Here is a 17,668-nt window from a genome sequence, read left to right on the forward strand (position 1 = left end):
ATGAATGCTGAGATTATTGCAGTTGGTTCGGAGTTATTGCTCGGTCAAATTGTGAATACGAATGCACGTTTTTTGTCCCAGCAATTGGCGGACCTAGGGATTAATGTCTTTTATCATACGGTAGTTGGTGATAATCCTGATAGATTAGAATCGGCAATTGAAATAGCTGAGAAGCGTGCAGAACTTATTATCTTTACGGGTGGCCTTGGACCAACAAAGGATGATTTAACGAAGGAAACAATTGCACGCCACCTTGGAAAAGAACTTGTGACCGATGAGGATGCATTAACTTCGATAGAATTATACTTTAAACGGACCCATCGCCCAATGACCGAAAATAACCGAAAACAGGCACTTGTATTAAGTGGTGCACATATTCTTCCAAATGATCATGGAATGGCTCCAGGAATGGTTGTTAAATCTAACGATCACACCTATATGCTGCTCCCTGGCCCACCTAAGGAACTTGAGCCGATGTTTAGTCAATATGGGTGTCAGGCACTCTCTAAAGAAAACCTGTCCAAAGAGGTAATTGTTTCAAGGGTGTTAAGGTTTTTTGGAATTGGTGAAGCTGCCTTGGAAACCGAGATTATGGATTTAATTGACGCACAGAGCAACCCAACGATCGCCCCGCTTGCTGGGGATGGGGAGGTTACATTGAGGCTGACTGCCAAACATGTAGACGGAAAACTAGCTCAGTCACTTCTCGATAATCTAGAAAATACCATTAACCAGCGTGTAGGTGAGTTTTTTTATGGATATGACCATACGTCACTAATGGAAGAAGTAAGAAAGACCTTACAGACACGAAAACTTACAATTACTGCGGCTGAGAGTTTAACCGGTGGACTGTTCCAACATGGGCTGACCGCCATTTCGGGTGCAAGTTCGGTGTTTACTGGTGGAGTTGTCTGCTATTCAAATCAAGTAAAACAGCAGATTTTAAAAGTGCGGCAAGAAACACTAGAAACAGAAGGTGCAGTTAGTGAACAATGTGCTAGGGAACTGGCTGAAAATGCTGCCCAATTATTTAAAACGGATATTGGAATTAGTTTTACTGGTGTAGCAGGTCCTGAAGAGCTTGAAGGCAAGCCGGTTGGTACTGTATTTATTGGGATTTCAATAAAGGGAAAGCCAACCGTTGTTGAAAAACTTATCCTTGGCGGTACAAGAGAAGCCAATCGAGGGCGTGCCGTAAAATATGGGTGTCATTTTCTCCTTCAATTGTTAAAAGAGTCACAGAATGCTTAATAGTATTCTGTGATTTTTTTTGAATAGATTAGTTAGCGGAAAAATCAGAAAATGGATGAAACTAACTTTATCTGCCTGCTAAAGTTGCAAAAAAATACAAAAAGCATAGAGAATTACCTAAAATTACATCAAAGTTGCTTTGAAAATAAACGAATGAATGTTCGTTTTTTTGCTCGACAAATATTCGAAAAGAAGTTATATTATTAATAGGAATTAATTTAATAGATTATAGCAATTAGCATGTGTTTATATATAAGGGAGGAAATGATTCGTGAGTAATGATCGTAAAGCGGCCTTAGAAATGGCGTTAAAGCAAATAGAAAAGCAATTTGGTAAAGGTTCCGTCATGAAGATGGGAGAAAAAACGGATACAAAGATTTTAACGAGTCCAAGTGGCTCATTAGCACTTGATGCAGCACTTGGGGTAGGTGGATATCCTAGAGGACGTATTATTGAAGTATATGGCCCTGAGAGCTCTGGTAAAACAACGGTTGCATTACATGCAATTGCTGAAGTTCAAGCAAACGGTGGACAAGCTGCATTTATCGATGCTGAACATGCGCTTGACCCAACGTATGCCCAAAAATTAGGTGTTAACATTGATGAGTTATTATTATCACAACCTGATACGGGTGAACAAGCGCTTGAAATCGCGGAAGCATTAGTACGAAGCGGTGCCATTGATATTCTTATCGTTGACTCTGTAGCCGCATTGGTTCCAAAAGCGGAAATTGAAGGGGAAATGGGAGATTCTCACGTTGGTTTACAAGCACGTCTAATGTCACAGGCACTTCGTAAACTATCTGGAGCCATTAACAAATCTAAGACGATCGCAATCTTTATTAACCAAATCCGTGAAAAAATTGGCGTTATGTTCGGGAATCCTGAAACCACACCTGGTGGTCGTGCGTTAAAGTTTTATTCAACAGTCCGTCTTGAAGTGCGCCGTGCGGAAGCGTTGAAGCAAGGGACTGACATTGTCGGGAATAAAACCAAAATAAAAATCGTTAAGAATAAGGTTGCTCCGCCTTTCCGTACAGCAGAAGTAGATATTATGTATGGCGAAGGGATATCTAAGGAAGGCGAGATTGTTGATTTAGGTTCTGAATTAGATATCGTCCAAAAAAGCGGTTCATGGTATTCCTATAACGACATTAGAATTGGTCAAGGCCGTGAAAATGCAAAACTGTATTTAAAGGAAAACCCTGATATTCGTCTCCAGATTCAAACGCAAATACGTGAACATTATGGCTTAGACGGTGAGAAGTTTGTAACTGAAACAGATGATGATGAACAATTTGAACTAATTGATTAATGTAAAAGAGCAAAGCTATTTATATGGTTTTGCTCTTTTTTTACAAAGGCTGTGTTAAAAGGGCACTTTTGATTTAATAGCAAGTTGATTGGAGCGGAAGGCACGAAGACTCCCGCGGAAAGCAAAGTGCCTGGAGCGGAAATCAACAGCCAAGTATAACAGAGCTTCACAAAATATATTTTAATTACAATAATATAGTCATAAGTTGATAAAGATTTTAGCCTATCGGTCATAAAATGATGTCCTATTCTAAATATTTCAAAAAGCCAATAGGACTAAGCCTTGACAATGAATATTCCCACCTTTACAATTAACATGTATATTTTACATTTTTGGTATTATTACAATCCGAAAAAAGCCTTGGTGCTTGCTGTATGTTGAGTCTAAACAATGTACATGCCGACACTTAAAAAATGTAACAAAAGTTCATAGCAAGAGGAGGTGTAACGATTGGATTTAATTACTATCATCTCCATTTTGCTTGGCCTTATCGTCGGTGCCGTTGTTGGCTATTTTGTTCATAAGTCCATTGCTGAAGCAAAAGTAGCAGGTGCAAAGAATGCTGCAGAGCAGATTCTTGAAGATGCGAAACGTGATGCTGATTCACTGAAAAAAGAAGCTTTGCTAGAAGCAAAGGATGAAATTCACAAGCTGCGTACAGAAGCAGAACGTGAGGTTCGTGAACGAAGAAATGAAATGCAAAAACAAGAAAACCGTTTACTGCAAAGAGAAGAGAATTTAGATCGAAAAGAGGAAACGTTAAACAAGCGTGAAAATCTTTTAGAAAAGAAGGATGATTCTCTAAACCAAAGACAACAGCATATTGAAGAGATGGAAAGCAAAGTGGACGAGTTGGTACGAAAACAACAAACTGAACTCGAACGAATTTCAAGCTTAACGCGCGAGGAAGCAAAAGCTATCATTATCGACAGAATGGAGCAGGAATTAACCCATGACACTGCCATAATGATTAAGGAAAGTGAGAATCGTGCGAAAGAGGAAGCAGACAAGAAAGCGAAGGAAATTCTTTCGCTAGCAATCCAGCGTTGCGCTGCTGACCATGTTGCGGAAACGACTGTCTCTGTCGTCAACCTGCCAAATGACGAAATGAAGGGCCGTATTATTGGCCGTGAAGGAAGAAATATTCGTACGCTAGAAACATTAACAGGAATTGATTTAATTATTGATGATACTCCTGAAGCTGTAATTCTATCAGGTTTTGATCCTATTCGTCGCGAAACGGCTCGCCTGGCATTGGAGAAATTAGTTCAAGATGGGCGTATCCATCCAGCACGAATTGAGGAAATGGTTGAAAAGTCTCGTCGTGAAGTGGATGAATATATCCGCGAGGTTGGTGAGCAAACCACCTTTGAAGTGGGGGTTCATGGACTTCATCCAGATCTTATCAAAATTCTTGGCCGCTTGAAATTCCGTACAAGCTATGGTCAAAACGTCTTAAAACATTCAATGGAAGTAGCACAGCTTTCTGGATTACTTGCTGCTGAATTGGGTCAAGATGAAACCTTAGCACGTCGTGCGGGCTTGCTTCATGATATTGGAAAGGCAATTGACCATGAAGTAGAAGGCAGTCACGTAGAAATTGGTGTTGAACTTGCAACTAAATACAAGGAACACCCTGTAGTAATTAATAGTATAGCATCACATCATGGGGATACAGAGCCAACGTCTATCATTGCTGTTTTAGTTGCCGCTGCGGATGCATTATCAGCTGCAAGACCTGGTGCCCGTAGTGAGACTCTTGAAAACTATATCCGACGTCTTGAAAAGTTAGAGGAAATCTCTGAGTCTTATGAAGGTGTAGAGAAATCTTTTGCTATTCAAGCTGGACGTGAAGTTCGTATTATTGTAAGACCTGATTCGGTTGATGATCTTGCTGCGCATCGATTAGCTCGTGATATTCGTAAGCGCATTGAAGAAGAACTTGATTATCCTGGACACATTAAAGTGACAGTTATCCGAGAAACACGGGCTGTTGAATATGCGAAATAAAGCGGTGCACATGCACCGCTTTTTTTTATGAAAGTGCTTATCCGATTAAATGAAGTCTGAATGTGATACAATTGAAACATTAACAATTTTTCTTGATGAGAGGATTAAAAATGAATCTACTTTTTATAGGTGATGTTGTCGGGTCACCAGGCCGAGACATGGTAAAGGAATATTTGCCAAAATTAAAAGAAAAATATCGTCCACATTTTACCATTATTAATGGGGAAAATGCTGCAGGCGGTAAAGGAATTACAGAAAAGATATATCGTGAATTTTTAGGTTATGGCGCACAAGCTGTAACCCTTGGTAATCACTCATGGGACAACCGTGAGATCTTTGAGTTTATCGGTTCAGCCAAAAATATGGTTAGACCAGCGAATTTTCCTGAAGGAACACCAGGTAAAGGGATGGCATTTTTTAAAGTAAATGATTTAGAAGTTGCCGTCATTAATCTGCAAGGGAGAACTTTCATGGCACCGTTGGATTGTCCATTTAAAAAGGCAGACGAATTAATTGAAATTGCCAGAGAAAGAACTCCATATATTTTTGTGGATTTTCATGCCGAAGTAACCAGTGAGAAGCAGGCAATGGGTTGGTACCTGGATGGGAGAGTATCTGCGGTTGTAGGGACACATACACATGTTCAGACGGCTGATAGCCGCATTCTGCCTAATGGCACAGGGTATTTATCCGATGTGGGCATGACGGGTCCGTATGACGGTATTTTAGGGGTGGAGAGAGATGCTGTTCTTAAAAGGTTTCTGACGAGCCTTCCTGTCCGGTTTGAGGTGGCGACAGGCGGAAGAAATCAGCTTAGTGCCGTCTATATTGAATTGGATCGGAAATCCGGCTTTACAAAAAAAATTCAACCTATCTTAATAAATGATGATCATCCGTTTTATACTTAAAGAGCAAATTGGTTTTGCTCTTTTTTTTATAGCTCCAAAAGCTCCAGAGCCTAGAGACTGGCGCATTTTTTTTGTCCAAGCCGGAATATGTTTTTTGACAACTGAATATAGTAGCAGTGGAATGTTATAACCTGATTTGTTCATGAAACTGCTCATGCGGGATCGGGATTTTCTAAGGAGGAGCTAGAAATGGATATATTAAAAGTTTCAGCAAAATCTAATCCTAATTCTGTAGCTGGTGCGCTTGCCGGGGTTCTGCGTGAAAGAGGTGCAGCGGAAATACAGGCAATTGGGGCGGGTGCATTGAATCAAGCCGTTAAGGCAGTAGCGATTGCTCGAGGATTTGTAGCACCTAGCGGAGTTGATTTAATTTGTATCCCTGCGTTTACCGATATTTTAATTGACGGGGAAGAACGCACAGCTATCAAACTAATTGTAGAACCGCGTTGAAAGAGATAGACTTTTGACAAGTAAAAACAAATAATGATTGATACTACCTGCTTGTATAATCAAGCAGGTATTTTTTAGTTTTAGGTCAAAAATCAAAAATATCGATAAAACATTATTCTAAGATAGACTATGATTATTTCTAGAATATAAATAATAGATATTTGTTTGAAGAATAAATGTTAGAAAAACTGCCATATAATGAGGTGGATTTTGTTTTTACAGCAGTCGACATAATCGAATCCGAGTATATTTCAAATAATAAAAAAATATTCATATTTTAGACAATATTTCGCTTTAAAGGGTTGCAATTTTTAGTGCATAGGTCTAGAATTGTAAGCGTTTAGTACATATCTTAAGTTACATTTTTTAGTCTTGCTATTATAGGCTAAATTCTAGTGAAATACTCGGAATAGTGCTAAACTAATAAATGAATCAATTTATTCTAATTAATTTTTACATATCCAAAGGGGTGTAAGTCATGATCAATCAACTTTCATGGAAAGTTGGAGGACAACAAGGGGAAGGTATTGAAAGTACTGGGGAAATCTTTGCAATTGCACTGAATCGCCTGGGCTATTACTTGTATGGTTATCGTCACTTTTCTTCACGGATTAAGGGTGGTCATACCAACAATAAAATCAGAGTAAGTACGACAGAAGTGCGTTCAATTTCTGATGACCTAGATATCCTAGTAGCATTTGACCAAGAAACGATTGATTTAAATTACAAAGAACTACACAGTAATGGTGTAATCCTTGCTGATGCAAAATTTTCACCAAAGAAGCCTGATGATACACAAGCATCATTGTATGCGGTACCATTTACTGAAATTGCCACTGAACTTGGAACTTCTTTAATGAAGAACATGGTAGCAATCGGTGCAACATCTGCTATTTTAGACTTAGATATTAATGTATTTGAAGTAGTAGTTCGTGAGATTTTTGGCAAAAAAGGCGACCAAGTTGTTGCGAAGAATATGGATGCAATCAAAGCCGGCTTTGAAAAAGTGAAAGAAAATCTAGCTTCAGGTGTCCCAACAATGGAACTTGAAAAGGCTGACGGCCAAAAAAGGATGTTTATGATTGGTAACGATGCGATCGCACTTGGTGCTATTGCAGGCGGATGCCGATTTATGGCAGCTTATCCTATTACACCAGCATCTGAAATAATGGAGTATTTGATTAAAAAATTACCTGCTTTAGGTGGAACAGTTATTCAAACAGAAGATGAAATTGCTGCTTGTACGATGGCCATTGGAGCTAACTACGGCGGTGTACGTGCAATTACTGCTTCAGCTGGACCTGGGTTATCATTAAAAATGGAAGCAATTGGACTTTCTGGTATCACTGAAACACCGCTGGTAATTGTGGATACGCAACGTGGAGGTCCTTCAACAGGATTACCAACAAAGCAAGAACAATCGGATCTTATGGCAATGATTTATGGTACACATGGTGAAATCCCAAAAATTGTTATGGCTCCAAGTACGGTTGAGGAAGCTTTTTATGATACAGCGGAAGCATTCAATTTAGCAGAAGAATATCAATGCCCTGTCATTATTTTATCTGATCTTCAATTATCTTTAGGAAAACAGACCGTTGAACCATTAAATTATGACAAAGTTGAAATCAGACGTGGAAAATTGGTTGCTGATGAAATCCCAGCTAACGAAAATAATGCATATTTTAAACGGTATGAAGTTACAGAAGATGGTGTTTCACCACGTGTAATTCCTGGTATGAAAAATGGTATCCACCATGTAACAGGTGTTGAGCATGATGAAACAGGTAAACCATCTGAATCTGCTGCAAATCGAATTGCACAAATGGATAAGCGTTTCCGTAAAATCGAAAATATTCGCTTTAATACACCTGTATATAAAAATACTAAGCACGAAGATCCAGATGTATTATTTGTCGGTTTTAATTCAACACGCGGTGTTATTGAAGAAGCGATGACACGTTTAGAGAATGATGGCTTAAAAGTAAATCATGCTCAGATTCGCTTAATTCACCCATTCCCAACAGACGAAGTTCTTCCGTTAGTTCGTGCTGCTAAGAAAGTGATTGTTTTAGAAAACAATGCAACCGGGCAATTAGCAAATATTATGAAAATGAATGTTGGACATGCTGAAAAGATTACTAAGCATCTTAAATATGATGGAAATCCATTCTTACCACACGAAGTTTATACAAAATGTAAGGAGTTGTTCTAAATGGCCACTTTTAAAGACTTTCGTAACAATGTAAAACCGAACTGGTGCCCTGGCTGTGGCGACTTCTCTGTACAAGCGGCAATGCAACGTGCGGCAGCGAATGTTGGTTTAGAACCCGAAAATCTTGCTGTAATTTCTGGAATCGGCTGTTCTGGCCGGATTTCAGGTTATATTAATTCCTATGGTTTCCATGGAATTCATGGCCGTTCACTTCCAATTGCACAAGGTGTGAAAATGGCAAATCGTGACCTAACTGTTATCGCTTCTGGCGGAGACGGAGATGGATATGCAATTGGAATGGGGCATACGATTCATGCTATTCGTCGTAATCTCGACATTACTTATATCGTAATGGATAACCAAATTTATGGTTTAACAAAGGGTCAAACATCACCACGTTCAGCAGCAGGCTTTAAAACAAAGTCATCTCCGCTTGGATCGATTGAGCAATCAATTTCTCCAATGGAAATGGCGTTAACTGTAGGAGCAACATTTGTAGCACAAAGTTTCTCTACAGACTTAAAAGATTTAACTGCTTTAATTGAAGCAGGTATTAATCACAAAGGATTTTCATTAATCAATGTGTTCAGTCCATGTGTTACTTATAATAAGGTAAACACATACGATTGGTTTAAAGAAAATCTTACTAAACTTAGTGATATCGAAGGTTATGATCCTTCAAATCGCGAAGAAGCAATGCAGACATTAATGAAGCATAATGGTCTTGTTACAGGGCTAATTTATCAAAATACTGAACGTAAGTCATATCAAGAATTAATAACTGGCTTCTCTGAAACACCATTATCTAAAGCAGACCTTAATTTGGATCAAAATTATTTTGATAAATTAGTTTCTGAATTTATTTAATGGCAAATAGAAAATCCCGGGGCTATAGCCCACGGGATTTTCTATTGTTTTCAAGTCCGTTAACCTTTATACTATAATAATGTGTGGACTATGTCTGAAAGGGGCATTTGAACAAATGAATGAAAAACAACGTTTAGAAGGTACGCAAGTCGAGTCTGTTAATTCTTCGGACAAAAAATCCGCCAAGGATTACAGCAAGTACTTTGAACAAGTAATTACTGCACCATCCTTGAAGGATGCTAAAAAGCGTGGAAAAGAAGAAGTAAAGTACCATAATGACTTTGCGATTCCAGAGGAGTTCCGTGGAATGGGCGAGGGTCGAAAGTTTTATATCCGTACCTATGGGTGTCAGATGAATGAGCATGATACGGAAGTTATGGCAGGGATATTTTTAGCTTTAGGTTATGAACCCACTGACAGCACTGAAGATGCAAATGTCATTTTATTAAATACATGTGCAATTAGGGAAAATGCTGAAAATAAAGTGTTTGGTGAACTAGGTCATTTAAAGTCATTAAAATTGGAAAAGCCTGACTTACTTTTAGGTGTTTGTGGATGTATGTCACAAGAAGAATCTGTTGTTAACAAAATTCTAAAAACCTACCATCAGGTTGATATGATTTTTGGTACCCATAATATTCACCGTTTACCACATATCTTGAATGAGGCATACATGTCAAAAGAGATGGTTGTTGAGGTATGGTCTAAAGAAGGAGATGTCATTGAAAACCTTCCAAAAGTCCGTCGTGGGAATATTAAAGCTTGGGTTAACATCATGTATGGTTGTGATAAATTCTGTACGTATTGTATCGTACCATTCACTCGTGGGAAAGAAAGAAGCCGCAGGCCGGAAGAAATCATTCAAGAAGTACGTCATCTTGCCGCACAGGGTTACCAAGAAGTTACCTTGCTTGGTCAAAATGTAAATGCTTATGGAAAAGATTTAGAAGAAGGTTCGTATGGTCTGGGTGAATTGATGGATGAATTACGAAAAATTGATATTCCAAGAATCCGCTTCACCACAAGCCATCCGCGTGACTTTGATGATCGTTTAATTAATGTGCTGGCCAAAGGTGGAAACTTAATGGACCATATTCATTTACCGGTTCAATCAGGTTCTACTGATGTATTAAAAATTATGGCACGTAAGTATACTAGAGAACAATATTTAGAATTAGTAAGAAAAATTAAAGCGGCAATTCCTAATGTAGCTCTAACCACAGATATTATAGTGGGTTACCCGAATGAAACGGATGAGCAGTTTGAAGAAACAATGTCTCTCTATCGTGAAGTCGGTTATGAATTAGCATATACCTTTATTTATTCTCCACGTGAAGGCACTCCAGCTGCAAAAATGGAAGATAATGTTCCAATGGAAGTTAAGAAAGCACGGTTACAACGCTTAAATGCACTTGTGAATGAACTTTCCTTAGAAGCGATGAAAAAGCATGAAGGGCAAATCGTTGATGTCTTGGTTGAAGGGGAGAGTAAGAACAATCCTGATGTCCTTGCAGGTTACACATCTAGGAATAAGCTTGTAAACTTTGTTGCACCAAAATCTGCAATTGGAAAAATTGTAAAAGTCAAAATAACAGAAGCAAGAACATGGTCATTGAACGGAGAAATCGTGAAAGAACTAGATCCAGCAGAGGTGAAGTAAAGTGGCGAAATATACAAAAGATGATATCGTTGCACGTGCAACAGACTTAGCTCGAATGATTGCAGAAACAGAAGAGGTTGACTTCTTTAAACGTGCAGAAGCACAATTAAATGAAAACACGAAAGTTCACACTTTAATTTCAGATATAAAAGGATTACAAAAGCAAGCTGTAAATCTTCAGCATTATGGAAAACCTGAGGCCTTGAAAAAGGTTGAAGATAAGATTGCTTCGATTGAGCAAGAATTAGATGAAATTCCTGTTGTACAGGAGTTCAAACAATCACAATTAGATGTAAACGAATTGCTTCAAATTATTGCTTCAACCATTTCAAATACAGTCACCGATGAAATCATCATTTCAACGGGCGGCGATGTATTATTAGGAGAAACTGGTTCAAGCATGCAAAATGGCGGCGGTTCTTGTGAAGGTCACGACGATTGCGATCACGAACATTAAGATTCCAGCCAGGCTTACTAGAGCCTGGCTTTATTTTTTTCCTCCTATTTATTTTCCCCTCCAATCTGAATCTTATTACTCTTCATTTTTAAAGTACATGCATACAAGGCACACACCTATAACTCCCGCATAAAATGAACTATGACTAAACTTTTATCCAGTACTCAACAAAATAAATTTCACACTAGTCTTATATCTTGCATACGATGAAATGAAAATGAATGAGGAGGGTTCGCGCGAAATGGGAGAATATAGAGAGATAATTACCAAGGCCGTAGTAGCGAAAGGACGTAAATTTACACAGTCCAATCATACGATTAGCCCGGCGCATAGTCCAACAAGTATACTTGGCTGTTGGATCATCAACCATAAATATAATGCGAAAAAGGTTGGCAAGACTGTAGAGATACATGGCTCTTATGACATCAATGTTTGGTACTCATTTAATGATAATACCAAAACAGAAGTTGTCACAGAACGTGTCCAATATACAGACGTCATTAAGTTAAAGTATCGTGACCATGATTGCCTCGATGACAATGAAATTAGTGCTCGAGTGCTGCAGCAGCCAAATTGTGTTGAAGCAGTCATTTCTCCGAATGGCAATCGTATCATCGTCCATGTTGAAAGAGAATTCCTCGTAGAGGTGATTGGCGAAACAAAGGTTTGTGTTCTTGTCAGCTCTGATGGATGCAAGGACTGCGATGATGATTGGGGTATGGATGTAGACGATGAAGAATTCGAAGAGTTAAATCCAGATTTCTTAGTCGGCTCAGAAGAAGAATAAAAGTAACTAGGAGGTTTTACTTCCTAGTTTTTTTCTTTTTCATGGGAATTATTAAATGGAAAATTAGCATGCTATGATAAGGAGGTGTTAGAAAATGGAACCTAGACAGCCTGGAAATAAAAATATACCCGATTTTGACAAATTAAATGACCGAATCATTGCAGAGAGTTCACCCTCACCAATGTTAGTGATCAAAACCAATCTCGATCCACAAGATGCTACTGAATGTAATCCGTACTATAATGATACCGTAGGGAAAAACCCTAAAAAAGTAAAGGATTACTTTGAGGAATAAGAAAGCCAGGAGATTACCCCTGGCTTTCTGTCCATTCTGCTTTTAATAACGACAAAACGTACGTATTATAAAATTGTTCATTTTGATTAATATAGCCGCGAAGAATTCCTTCCTTTGTGAAACCAATCTTCAGTAGTAAATTGATTGATGCTACATTTTCCGGAAAGACAACGGCACCAAGACGATTTAAATCTAAGTGGTGAAAGCTAAAGCGGATTACTTCATTTATCGCTTCGGAACTTAGTCCCCTTCTCCAATAATCTGGATGGAGTTCATAGCCAATCTCAGCACGCCTATTTTTTAAATGTAAACCGTTAAGCCCCACCGTACCGATGAAGCGCTGATTTTCTTTTAATTTTATACCCCAACGGATCCCGCGTTTTTCAACAAAATTCTTATAAAACATGTCAATTAATCTTGAAGCTTCAACAGGTAAAGTAAAACGATTAGTCCCATAAAACCTCGTCACTTCTTCTAAGGATAAAATTTCGTATATGTAGTCCACATGCTGATGGGTTATTTCAATTAATTTAAGTCTTTTGGTTTCTAAAATGGGAAAAGTCATAGCAAATCCTTTCTATTAGCCCTTAGTGCTTCGAATTTCCATATGAATTCTAAATCTTAATACTAATTATTAGTGTATAATGGCATAAAAGAAATTTCCATTATATTTTGGTTTAGAAGGTGTACATTTTGCAAAAAGCGGAGTATATAAATTTAATAGAAACAGAGCTATTCCCGAAAATACAATTAACGACAACAAGTCCGTTTGACCCAATTATAGTAGAAAATCAATCACAGATCTGGAAAACCATCGGAAGTGGTAATTATGCTGGGGTATTTTCGCTTGATGCAAAGCCAGAATGGGTTGTAAAAGTATATGGTCGAAATCCTGAGGAACTTAAGAAGGAAATTGAAGTATATAAAAGATTAGGAAATCATAAAAGTTATTCTACTCTGTATGATTATGGGGAAAATTATTTAATCTTAAAAAAGCTAGAAGGTATCACTTTGTTTGATGCCCTGGTAAAGGGGGTTCCAATTCCCGAATCAGTTATAAATGATATTGATTCCGGTTTGGATTATGCAAGGTCAGTTGGATTAAATCCCTACGATGTCCATGGGAAAAATGTCGTCATGTTTGAGGGTAGGGGTTATATAGTGGATATATCTGATTTTTATAAAAAAGGATTTTGTAGGAAATGGAAAGATTTAAAAAAAGCTTATTATAAGATTTATTTACCATATATATATAAATATCATCCACCAATCCCTTTTTTAATGGTTGATGCAATGCGGAAAGGATATCGGATGTATCGTCGTTTGAAAAAGAAAGGCTAGAAAATAATAATATGTAGCGAGGTGTTATTATGGATGACCGTCAGTTTCGAAACGCAATGGGGAAATTTGCAACTGGAGTAACAGTAGTGGCAACAGAAGTTGCGGGAAATGTACATGGAATGACTGCAAATGCCTTTATGTCTGTTTCGCTTAATCCAAAACTTGTTGTCATTTCGATTGCTGAAAAAGCACAAATGCTTGAAAAGATAAAACAAAGCAAAAAGTTCTCGGTCAATATACTTGCTGCGGGACAACAAGAATTATCAATGATATTTGCAGGACAGTTAAAAAATCAACAAAATGTAGTGTTTGACCGTCTTGAAGGAATCCCGGTTTTACCTGGCGCAGTGGCACAAATTACATGTGAAGTATCGGCGGAGCATGTTGAAGGAGATCATACCCTTTTTATTGGCCGGGTAACTAGCATTAACCTGGAAGATTCGGATCCGTTAATTTATTTTAGTGGAAGATATCGATCGCTTCGAGACGAGTAAAAAAGATTCAATAAGTCCTATTTGGTAGGGCTTATTTTTTTATTTTCTGAAAATTTGATACAATAATAATAAAATACATACCATAAAAAAGATGAAAGGAGATATTACAATGGTTTTACAACTTGAAAATGTCTCATTAAGACGAGAAGGAAATTGGATTTTGCAAAATGTAAATTGGCAGATTAATAGAAGAGAAAATTGGGTATTATTTGGTTTAAATGGCTCGGGTAAAACTGCAATCCTAAATTTATTAAATGCCTATTATTTTCCGACAAAAGGGAATGTAACTGTACTGGGCATGGAATTTGGGAAAACGTATCTAAGTGAGAAACTGCGCAAACAAATTGGATTTGTATCATATTCACTTCAGGAAAAATTTCATCCCGGAGATAACGCATTTGAGGTTGTCTTAAGCGGGGCTTTTGCATCGATTGGTCTCTATGAAACACCCACAGATGAAATGAGGAAAAAGGCTGTTGGTCTTTTGGAGTCACTTGGTTGTATTAGATATGCAAACCGAAATTACGAAAAATTATCACAGGGTGAAAAGCAGCGTGTATTAATTGCTCGTGCACTGATGGCAGACCCTTCTTTGCTGATTTTGGATGAACCGACAAATGGATTAGATTTTATTGCACGTGAACAACTATTAGAATCGATTGAAAAAATTGCAAAAGATCCCGATGGCCCGAGCTTGATTTATGTCACGCATCATCTCGAGGAAATCCTTCCTGTTTTCAACAAAACCCTTTTACTAAAAGAGGGTCAAGTTTTTGCAGCTGGAGAGACAAGAAAATTGCTAACAAGTGAAAAGTTAACGGAATTTTTCAATCTTCCAGTACAGGTTGAGTGGAAGATAAACCGTCCATTGCTTACAAGACTACAGGTTGATGAGAAAGAAAGAATCAGTACATATTGATGATTGAAGAGGCGTATGAATTCATCATGCGCCTACAATCGTTATTTTGGTTTATGTGTAAAACTTCACAGATTTAAAGAAGATTGTATTATATAGTAAAAGGGAGCTGTGATATTAAAATTATCTGACTGAGAGGTTAGGCACGATGAAAAAATCTTTTGTATTCATATTGAGTCTGATGTTTATATTTATTGCAGGCTGTGGGTCAGCAAGTAACTTAACGATAAAACTTTCTACACCAAAAACATTTACACCTGGAAAAATATATGCGATGCAGTTTTCTGTGGTCGACAAACAGGGAAATCCGGTGGAGGGGGCTAAAGTGAGTGCTGAATTAAATATGAAAAATATGGACCACGGAACAACCCCTGTAGCAGTTAAAGAAATTGGGGATGGCAAATATATTGGAACCGCTAATATAGCGATGAACGGTGATTGGATGGCTACAATAAAAGTAGAACAAGATGGCAAAATTGTTGAGGATGAAAAGCAATTTACTGTTGAGGCAAAAACATTAGCGAATGCCCATAAAGCGACAAAAGAAGTTACTTTACCTGAATTTAAGTTAATGGACCAGAATGGAAATTCAGTAACGAAACAAGATTTTTTAGGGAAAACCGTTGTACTGACCTTTACGTATGTTAATTGTATCGATCCAAACGCATGTCCCATATTATTGGGGAATTTCAGCCATTTGCAGCAGGATCTGAAATCAAAAAGAAGTAAGACAGATAATCTTTTACTTGTGTCCATTTCACTTGACCCTGAAAATGATAAACCAGAAATCATGAAAGAACATGCAAAGAAAATGAATTTTGATTTATCCTACCTGAAAATGCTGACAGGAGATAAGAATCAGATTCAAAACTTGGCAAATACCCTCGGTGAGCATTATGAAAAAAGAGGGTCTGAAGTTTTACATGACAACAAAACGTTTATCTTTAATGGAGACGGAAGGCTGACGCATGAATTTACAGGAAGCATCATTGATCGTGATGAATTATATCAGGATGTTGTTTTCAAATTGGAGGAATAGTAAGATAGCAGCAGCCTGAAGAGTCTAAAAAAAGGAGTATCTACAATGCCAATTATTAATGTTCAAATATTAGAAGGAAGACCAAAAGAGAAAATAGAAGAAGTTATTCACAATCTTACTAATACTGTTTCAGAAACATTAGACGCTCCAAAGGAGAGCATAAGAGTTATCGTTACAGAGATCCCAAAATCCCATTGGGGAATAGCTGGGGTCCCAGTTTCAAAAAGGTAATGGAGAGTATAGTGGTTTTTTGGGGGGAATTAGATCCTTGTAGTCAGCAAAAGTATGTGAGTGCGAAATAACTTGTCATTTAGACTGTCCTTTAACATAACATAAGAGGACAGTCTTTTTATTTATTATGGTAAAATTAATCTGAGGTTTTTGACCGGAAAATCTAGTATAATCATTTGGACAACCTTTAGATAAATGAATCGGAGAGAAATATATGTTTTTTCGTTTAATGTACCATGTCGTCTTGCCTATTTATGTTGTATTTGTGATTTTTTCCTCTACAACGTTGAATAAATCCCAAAACCACTTTTTAATGATTTTACTAGGCATTATTTTTATAATAAGCATTTTTTGGGAAAGGATATATCCACGCTATTTTATTTATATAGCTGCTATTGAGATCATTTCGTTACTATTGTTTCATTTAACAACCCAGTTGAATTGGTGTTTCTCCATTTATATTATTTTACTTAGTAAATTCTTATTTCAAATCAGGGGTGTCCTTAAAGGGATTTTTCTTGGTTTTGTCTTGATTGCCTTTTACACATTAATAAGAATTTCGTATACTCCGGTTGATGCCTATAGCGTACTCGCAGTTGGATCGGACTTCTTAACATCTCTAGCTGTAGTGCTTATCATTCAATACATCATTGAGACAGAGAGAGCAAAAAATCTCCTCAAAGAAGAGAAGAAACGGGAAGAATTACGTTATCAAGAGGAAAAAATGAAACTCTTAGGAGAAATGGCTGGTGGCCTCGCACATGAAATTAGGAACCCTTTGACCATTATCCAAGGATTCATCAAACATTCTAAAGAGCATAATTATAATATAAAACCTTGGTATGACTTAATCCTTAGTGAAGTCAGTAGAATGAATAAGTTAACAGTTGAATTCCTGCAATTTTCAAAACCAAATGTCTCTTTATACCAAACATTTTCCATGCATGAGTGTTTAAAGAGGGTAATCGTATTAACAGATTCCAAAGCCCGTAGTTCGGGACATCAAATCATATACGCGGATTACAATCCCGATCTGTTTTTACCGATGGACTTTGATAAAATGGTACAAGTTTTTGTGAATTTAATAAATAATGCCATCCAATCAATGGTTGAAAATGGAGATATTACGATTCGATTATTAAAAGATGAGAACAAAGCTGTAGTTGAGATTAGTGATAAGGGTGTAGGTATCGAGGATACAAATCTGGAGAAAATCTTTAGTCCTTTCTATACAACGAAATCTGATGGAACGGGGTTAGGGCTTTCTATTTGTCAGAAAATTATTCAGGATCATGGAGGAACGATTAAGGTGACTAGTATCCCAAATCAAGGAACTAAATTCACCATTTGTTTTCCTTTAAAAAATGAATATCACGAAACTCATGCGGTAAAGTAGAGGTTGCTGTTTTAAAGGCTATTTCATTTGGAACAG

Annotated in this window: 18 protein-coding genes; 17 read left to right on the forward strand and 1 reads right to left on the reverse strand. The window is 37.5% G+C overall.

Going from position 1 to position 17,668, the window contains the following annotated elements:
• The 11 genes from COJ96_RS04095 to COJ96_RS04145 all read left to right on the forward strand — a co-directional run bounded on the left by COJ96_RS04095 (position 1) and on the right by COJ96_RS04145 (position 12,215).
• Positions 1-1,251, forward strand: a complete 1,251-nt coding sequence (locus COJ96_RS04095; RefSeq protein WP_098571751.1) for a competence/damage-inducible protein A — start codon at positions 1-3, stop codon at positions 1,249-1,251.
• Between the two features lie 271 nt (positions 1,252-1,522).
• Entirely contained in the window at positions 1,523-2,566 is a 1,044-nt protein-coding gene (gene recA / locus COJ96_RS04100) for a recombinase RecA (RefSeq protein ID WP_098571726.1), read from the forward strand.
• A gap of 450 nt (positions 2,567-3,016) precedes the next feature.
• Entirely contained in the window at positions 3,017-4,576 is a 1,560-nt protein-coding gene (gene rny, locus COJ96_RS04105) for a ribonuclease Y (protein WP_098571727.1), read from the forward strand.
• A gap of 110 nt (positions 4,577-4,686) precedes the next feature.
• Positions 4,687-5,484 (forward strand): TIGR00282 family metallophosphoesterase, encoded by a 798-nt coding sequence (locus tag COJ96_RS04110; protein ID WP_098571728.1) that lies wholly within the window; start codon positions 4,687-4,689, stop codon positions 5,482-5,484.
• Between the two features lie 189 nt (positions 5,485-5,673).
• Complete coding sequence (spoVS, locus tag COJ96_RS04115) at positions 5,674-5,934, forward strand: stage V sporulation protein SpoVS (protein WP_026566505.1); 261 nt, start codon at positions 5,674-5,676, stop codon at positions 5,932-5,934.
• 478 nt (positions 5,935-6,412) lie between these two features.
• A complete protein-coding gene (locus COJ96_RS04120) occupies positions 6,413-8,149 on the forward strand; it encodes a 2-oxoacid:acceptor oxidoreductase subunit alpha (protein ID WP_142332956.1) in 1,737 nt (578 codons plus the stop codon).
• Entirely contained in the window at positions 8,150-9,016 is an 867-nt protein-coding gene (locus tag COJ96_RS04125) for a 2-oxoacid:ferredoxin oxidoreductase subunit beta (protein ID WP_098571729.1), read from the forward strand.
• Positions 9,017-9,131: 115 nt separating this feature from the next.
• Positions 9,132-10,676, forward strand: a complete 1,545-nt coding sequence (miaB, locus tag COJ96_RS04130; RefSeq protein ID WP_098571730.1) for a tRNA (N6-isopentenyl adenosine(37)-C2)-methylthiotransferase MiaB — start codon at positions 9,132-9,134, stop codon at positions 10,674-10,676.
• Position 10,677: 1 nt separating this feature from the next.
• The gene (locus COJ96_RS04135; RefSeq protein ID WP_098571731.1) at positions 10,678-11,133 is read left to right on the forward strand and encodes a YlbF/YmcA family competence regulator; all 456 of its coding nucleotides are present in this window, start codon (positions 10,678-10,680) and stop codon (positions 11,131-11,133) included.
• A gap of 241 nt (positions 11,134-11,374) precedes the next feature.
• Positions 11,375-11,920, forward strand: a complete 546-nt coding sequence (locus COJ96_RS04140; RefSeq protein WP_026566510.1) for an outer spore coat protein CotE — start codon at positions 11,375-11,377, stop codon at positions 11,918-11,920.
• Between the two features lie 94 nt (positions 11,921-12,014).
• Positions 12,015-12,215 (forward strand): hypothetical protein, encoded by a 201-nt coding sequence (locus COJ96_RS04145; RefSeq protein ID WP_098571732.1) that lies wholly within the window; start codon positions 12,015-12,017, stop codon positions 12,213-12,215.
• Between the two features lie 13 nt (positions 12,216-12,228).
• Here the strand turns inward: COJ96_RS04145 and COJ96_RS04150 are convergent, their stop codons facing one another.
• A complete protein-coding gene (locus tag COJ96_RS04150) occupies positions 12,229-12,780 on the reverse strand; it encodes a GNAT family N-acetyltransferase (RefSeq protein WP_098571733.1) in 552 nt (183 codons plus the stop codon).
• Between the two features lie 128 nt (positions 12,781-12,908).
• On the opposite strand from COJ96_RS04150, the gene COJ96_RS04155 reads away from it, so the two are divergent.
• From COJ96_RS04155 to COJ96_RS04180, 6 genes are all read left to right on the forward strand, one after another.
• Entirely contained in the window at positions 12,909-13,556 is a 648-nt protein-coding gene (locus COJ96_RS04155; RefSeq protein ID WP_098571734.1) for a protein kinase family protein, read from the forward strand.
• Positions 13,557-13,585: 29 nt separating this feature from the next.
• Positions 13,586-14,050, forward strand: coding sequence for a flavin reductase family protein (locus COJ96_RS04160; protein WP_098571735.1), 465 nt, complete (start codon positions 13,586-13,588; stop codon positions 14,048-14,050).
• 109 nt (positions 14,051-14,159) lie between these two features.
• On the forward strand, positions 14,160-14,969 hold the full coding sequence (locus tag COJ96_RS04165) for an ABC transporter ATP-binding protein (protein WP_098571736.1): 810 nt from the start codon (positions 14,160-14,162) through the stop codon (positions 14,967-14,969).
• Positions 14,970-15,114: 145 nt separating this feature from the next.
• The gene (locus tag COJ96_RS04170; RefSeq protein ID WP_098571737.1) at positions 15,115-16,005 is read left to right on the forward strand and encodes an SCO family protein; all 891 of its coding nucleotides are present in this window, start codon (positions 15,115-15,117) and stop codon (positions 16,003-16,005) included.
• A gap of 45 nt (positions 16,006-16,050) precedes the next feature.
• Positions 16,051-16,236 (forward strand): 4-oxalocrotonate tautomerase, encoded by a 186-nt coding sequence (locus COJ96_RS04175; protein WP_098571738.1) that lies wholly within the window; start codon positions 16,051-16,053, stop codon positions 16,234-16,236.
• 214 nt (positions 16,237-16,450) lie between these two features.
• The gene (locus COJ96_RS04180; protein ID WP_098571739.1) at positions 16,451-17,632 is read left to right on the forward strand and encodes a two-component system sensor histidine kinase NtrB; all 1,182 of its coding nucleotides are present in this window, start codon (positions 16,451-16,453) and stop codon (positions 17,630-17,632) included.
• Positions 17,633-17,668: the final 36 nt, after the last annotated feature.

The organism is Bacillus sp. AFS073361, assembly GCF_002567005.1.
Classification (GTDB): domain Bacteria; phylum Bacillota; class Bacilli; order Bacillales; family Cytobacillaceae; genus Neobacillus.

Coding starts and splice junctions, on each gene's coding strand:
- COJ96_RS04095 (WP_098571751.1), top strand. CDS start 1: ATGAATGCTGAGATTATTGCAGTTGGTTCGGAGTTATTGCTCGGTCAA.
- COJ96_RS04110 (WP_098571728.1), top strand. CDS start 4,687: ATGAATCTACTTTTTATAGGTGATGTTGTCGGGTCACCAGGCCGAGAC.
- spoVS (WP_026566505.1), top strand. CDS start 5,674: ATGGATATATTAAAAGTTTCAGCAAAATCTAATCCTAATTCTGTAGCT.
- COJ96_RS04120 (WP_142332956.1), top strand. CDS start 6,413: ATGATCAATCAACTTTCATGGAAAGTTGGAGGACAACAAGGGGAAGGT.
- COJ96_RS04125 (WP_098571729.1), top strand. CDS start 8,150: ATGGCCACTTTTAAAGACTTTCGTAACAATGTAAAACCGAACTGGTGC.
- miaB (WP_098571730.1), top strand. CDS start 9,132: ATGAATGAAAAACAACGTTTAGAAGGTACGCAAGTCGAGTCTGTTAAT.
- COJ96_RS04140 (WP_026566510.1), top strand. CDS start 11,375: ATGGGAGAATATAGAGAGATAATTACCAAGGCCGTAGTAGCGAAAGGA.
- COJ96_RS04145 (WP_098571732.1), top strand. CDS start 12,015: ATGGAACCTAGACAGCCTGGAAATAAAAATATACCCGATTTTGACAAA.
- COJ96_RS04150 (WP_098571733.1), bottom strand. CDS start 12,780: ATGACTTTTCCCATTTTAGAAACCAAAAGACTTAAATTAATTGAAATA.
- COJ96_RS04160 (WP_098571735.1), top strand. CDS start 13,586: ATGGATGACCGTCAGTTTCGAAACGCAATGGGGAAATTTGCAACTGGA.
- COJ96_RS04165 (WP_098571736.1), top strand. CDS start 14,160: ATGGTTTTACAACTTGAAAATGTCTCATTAAGACGAGAAGGAAATTGG.
- COJ96_RS04170 (WP_098571737.1), top strand. CDS start 15,115: ATGAAAAAATCTTTTGTATTCATATTGAGTCTGATGTTTATATTTATT.
- COJ96_RS04175 (WP_098571738.1), top strand. CDS start 16,051: ATGCCAATTATTAATGTTCAAATATTAGAAGGAAGACCAAAAGAGAAA.
- COJ96_RS04180 (WP_098571739.1), top strand. CDS start 16,451: ATGTTTTTTCGTTTAATGTACCATGTCGTCTTGCCTATTTATGTTGTA.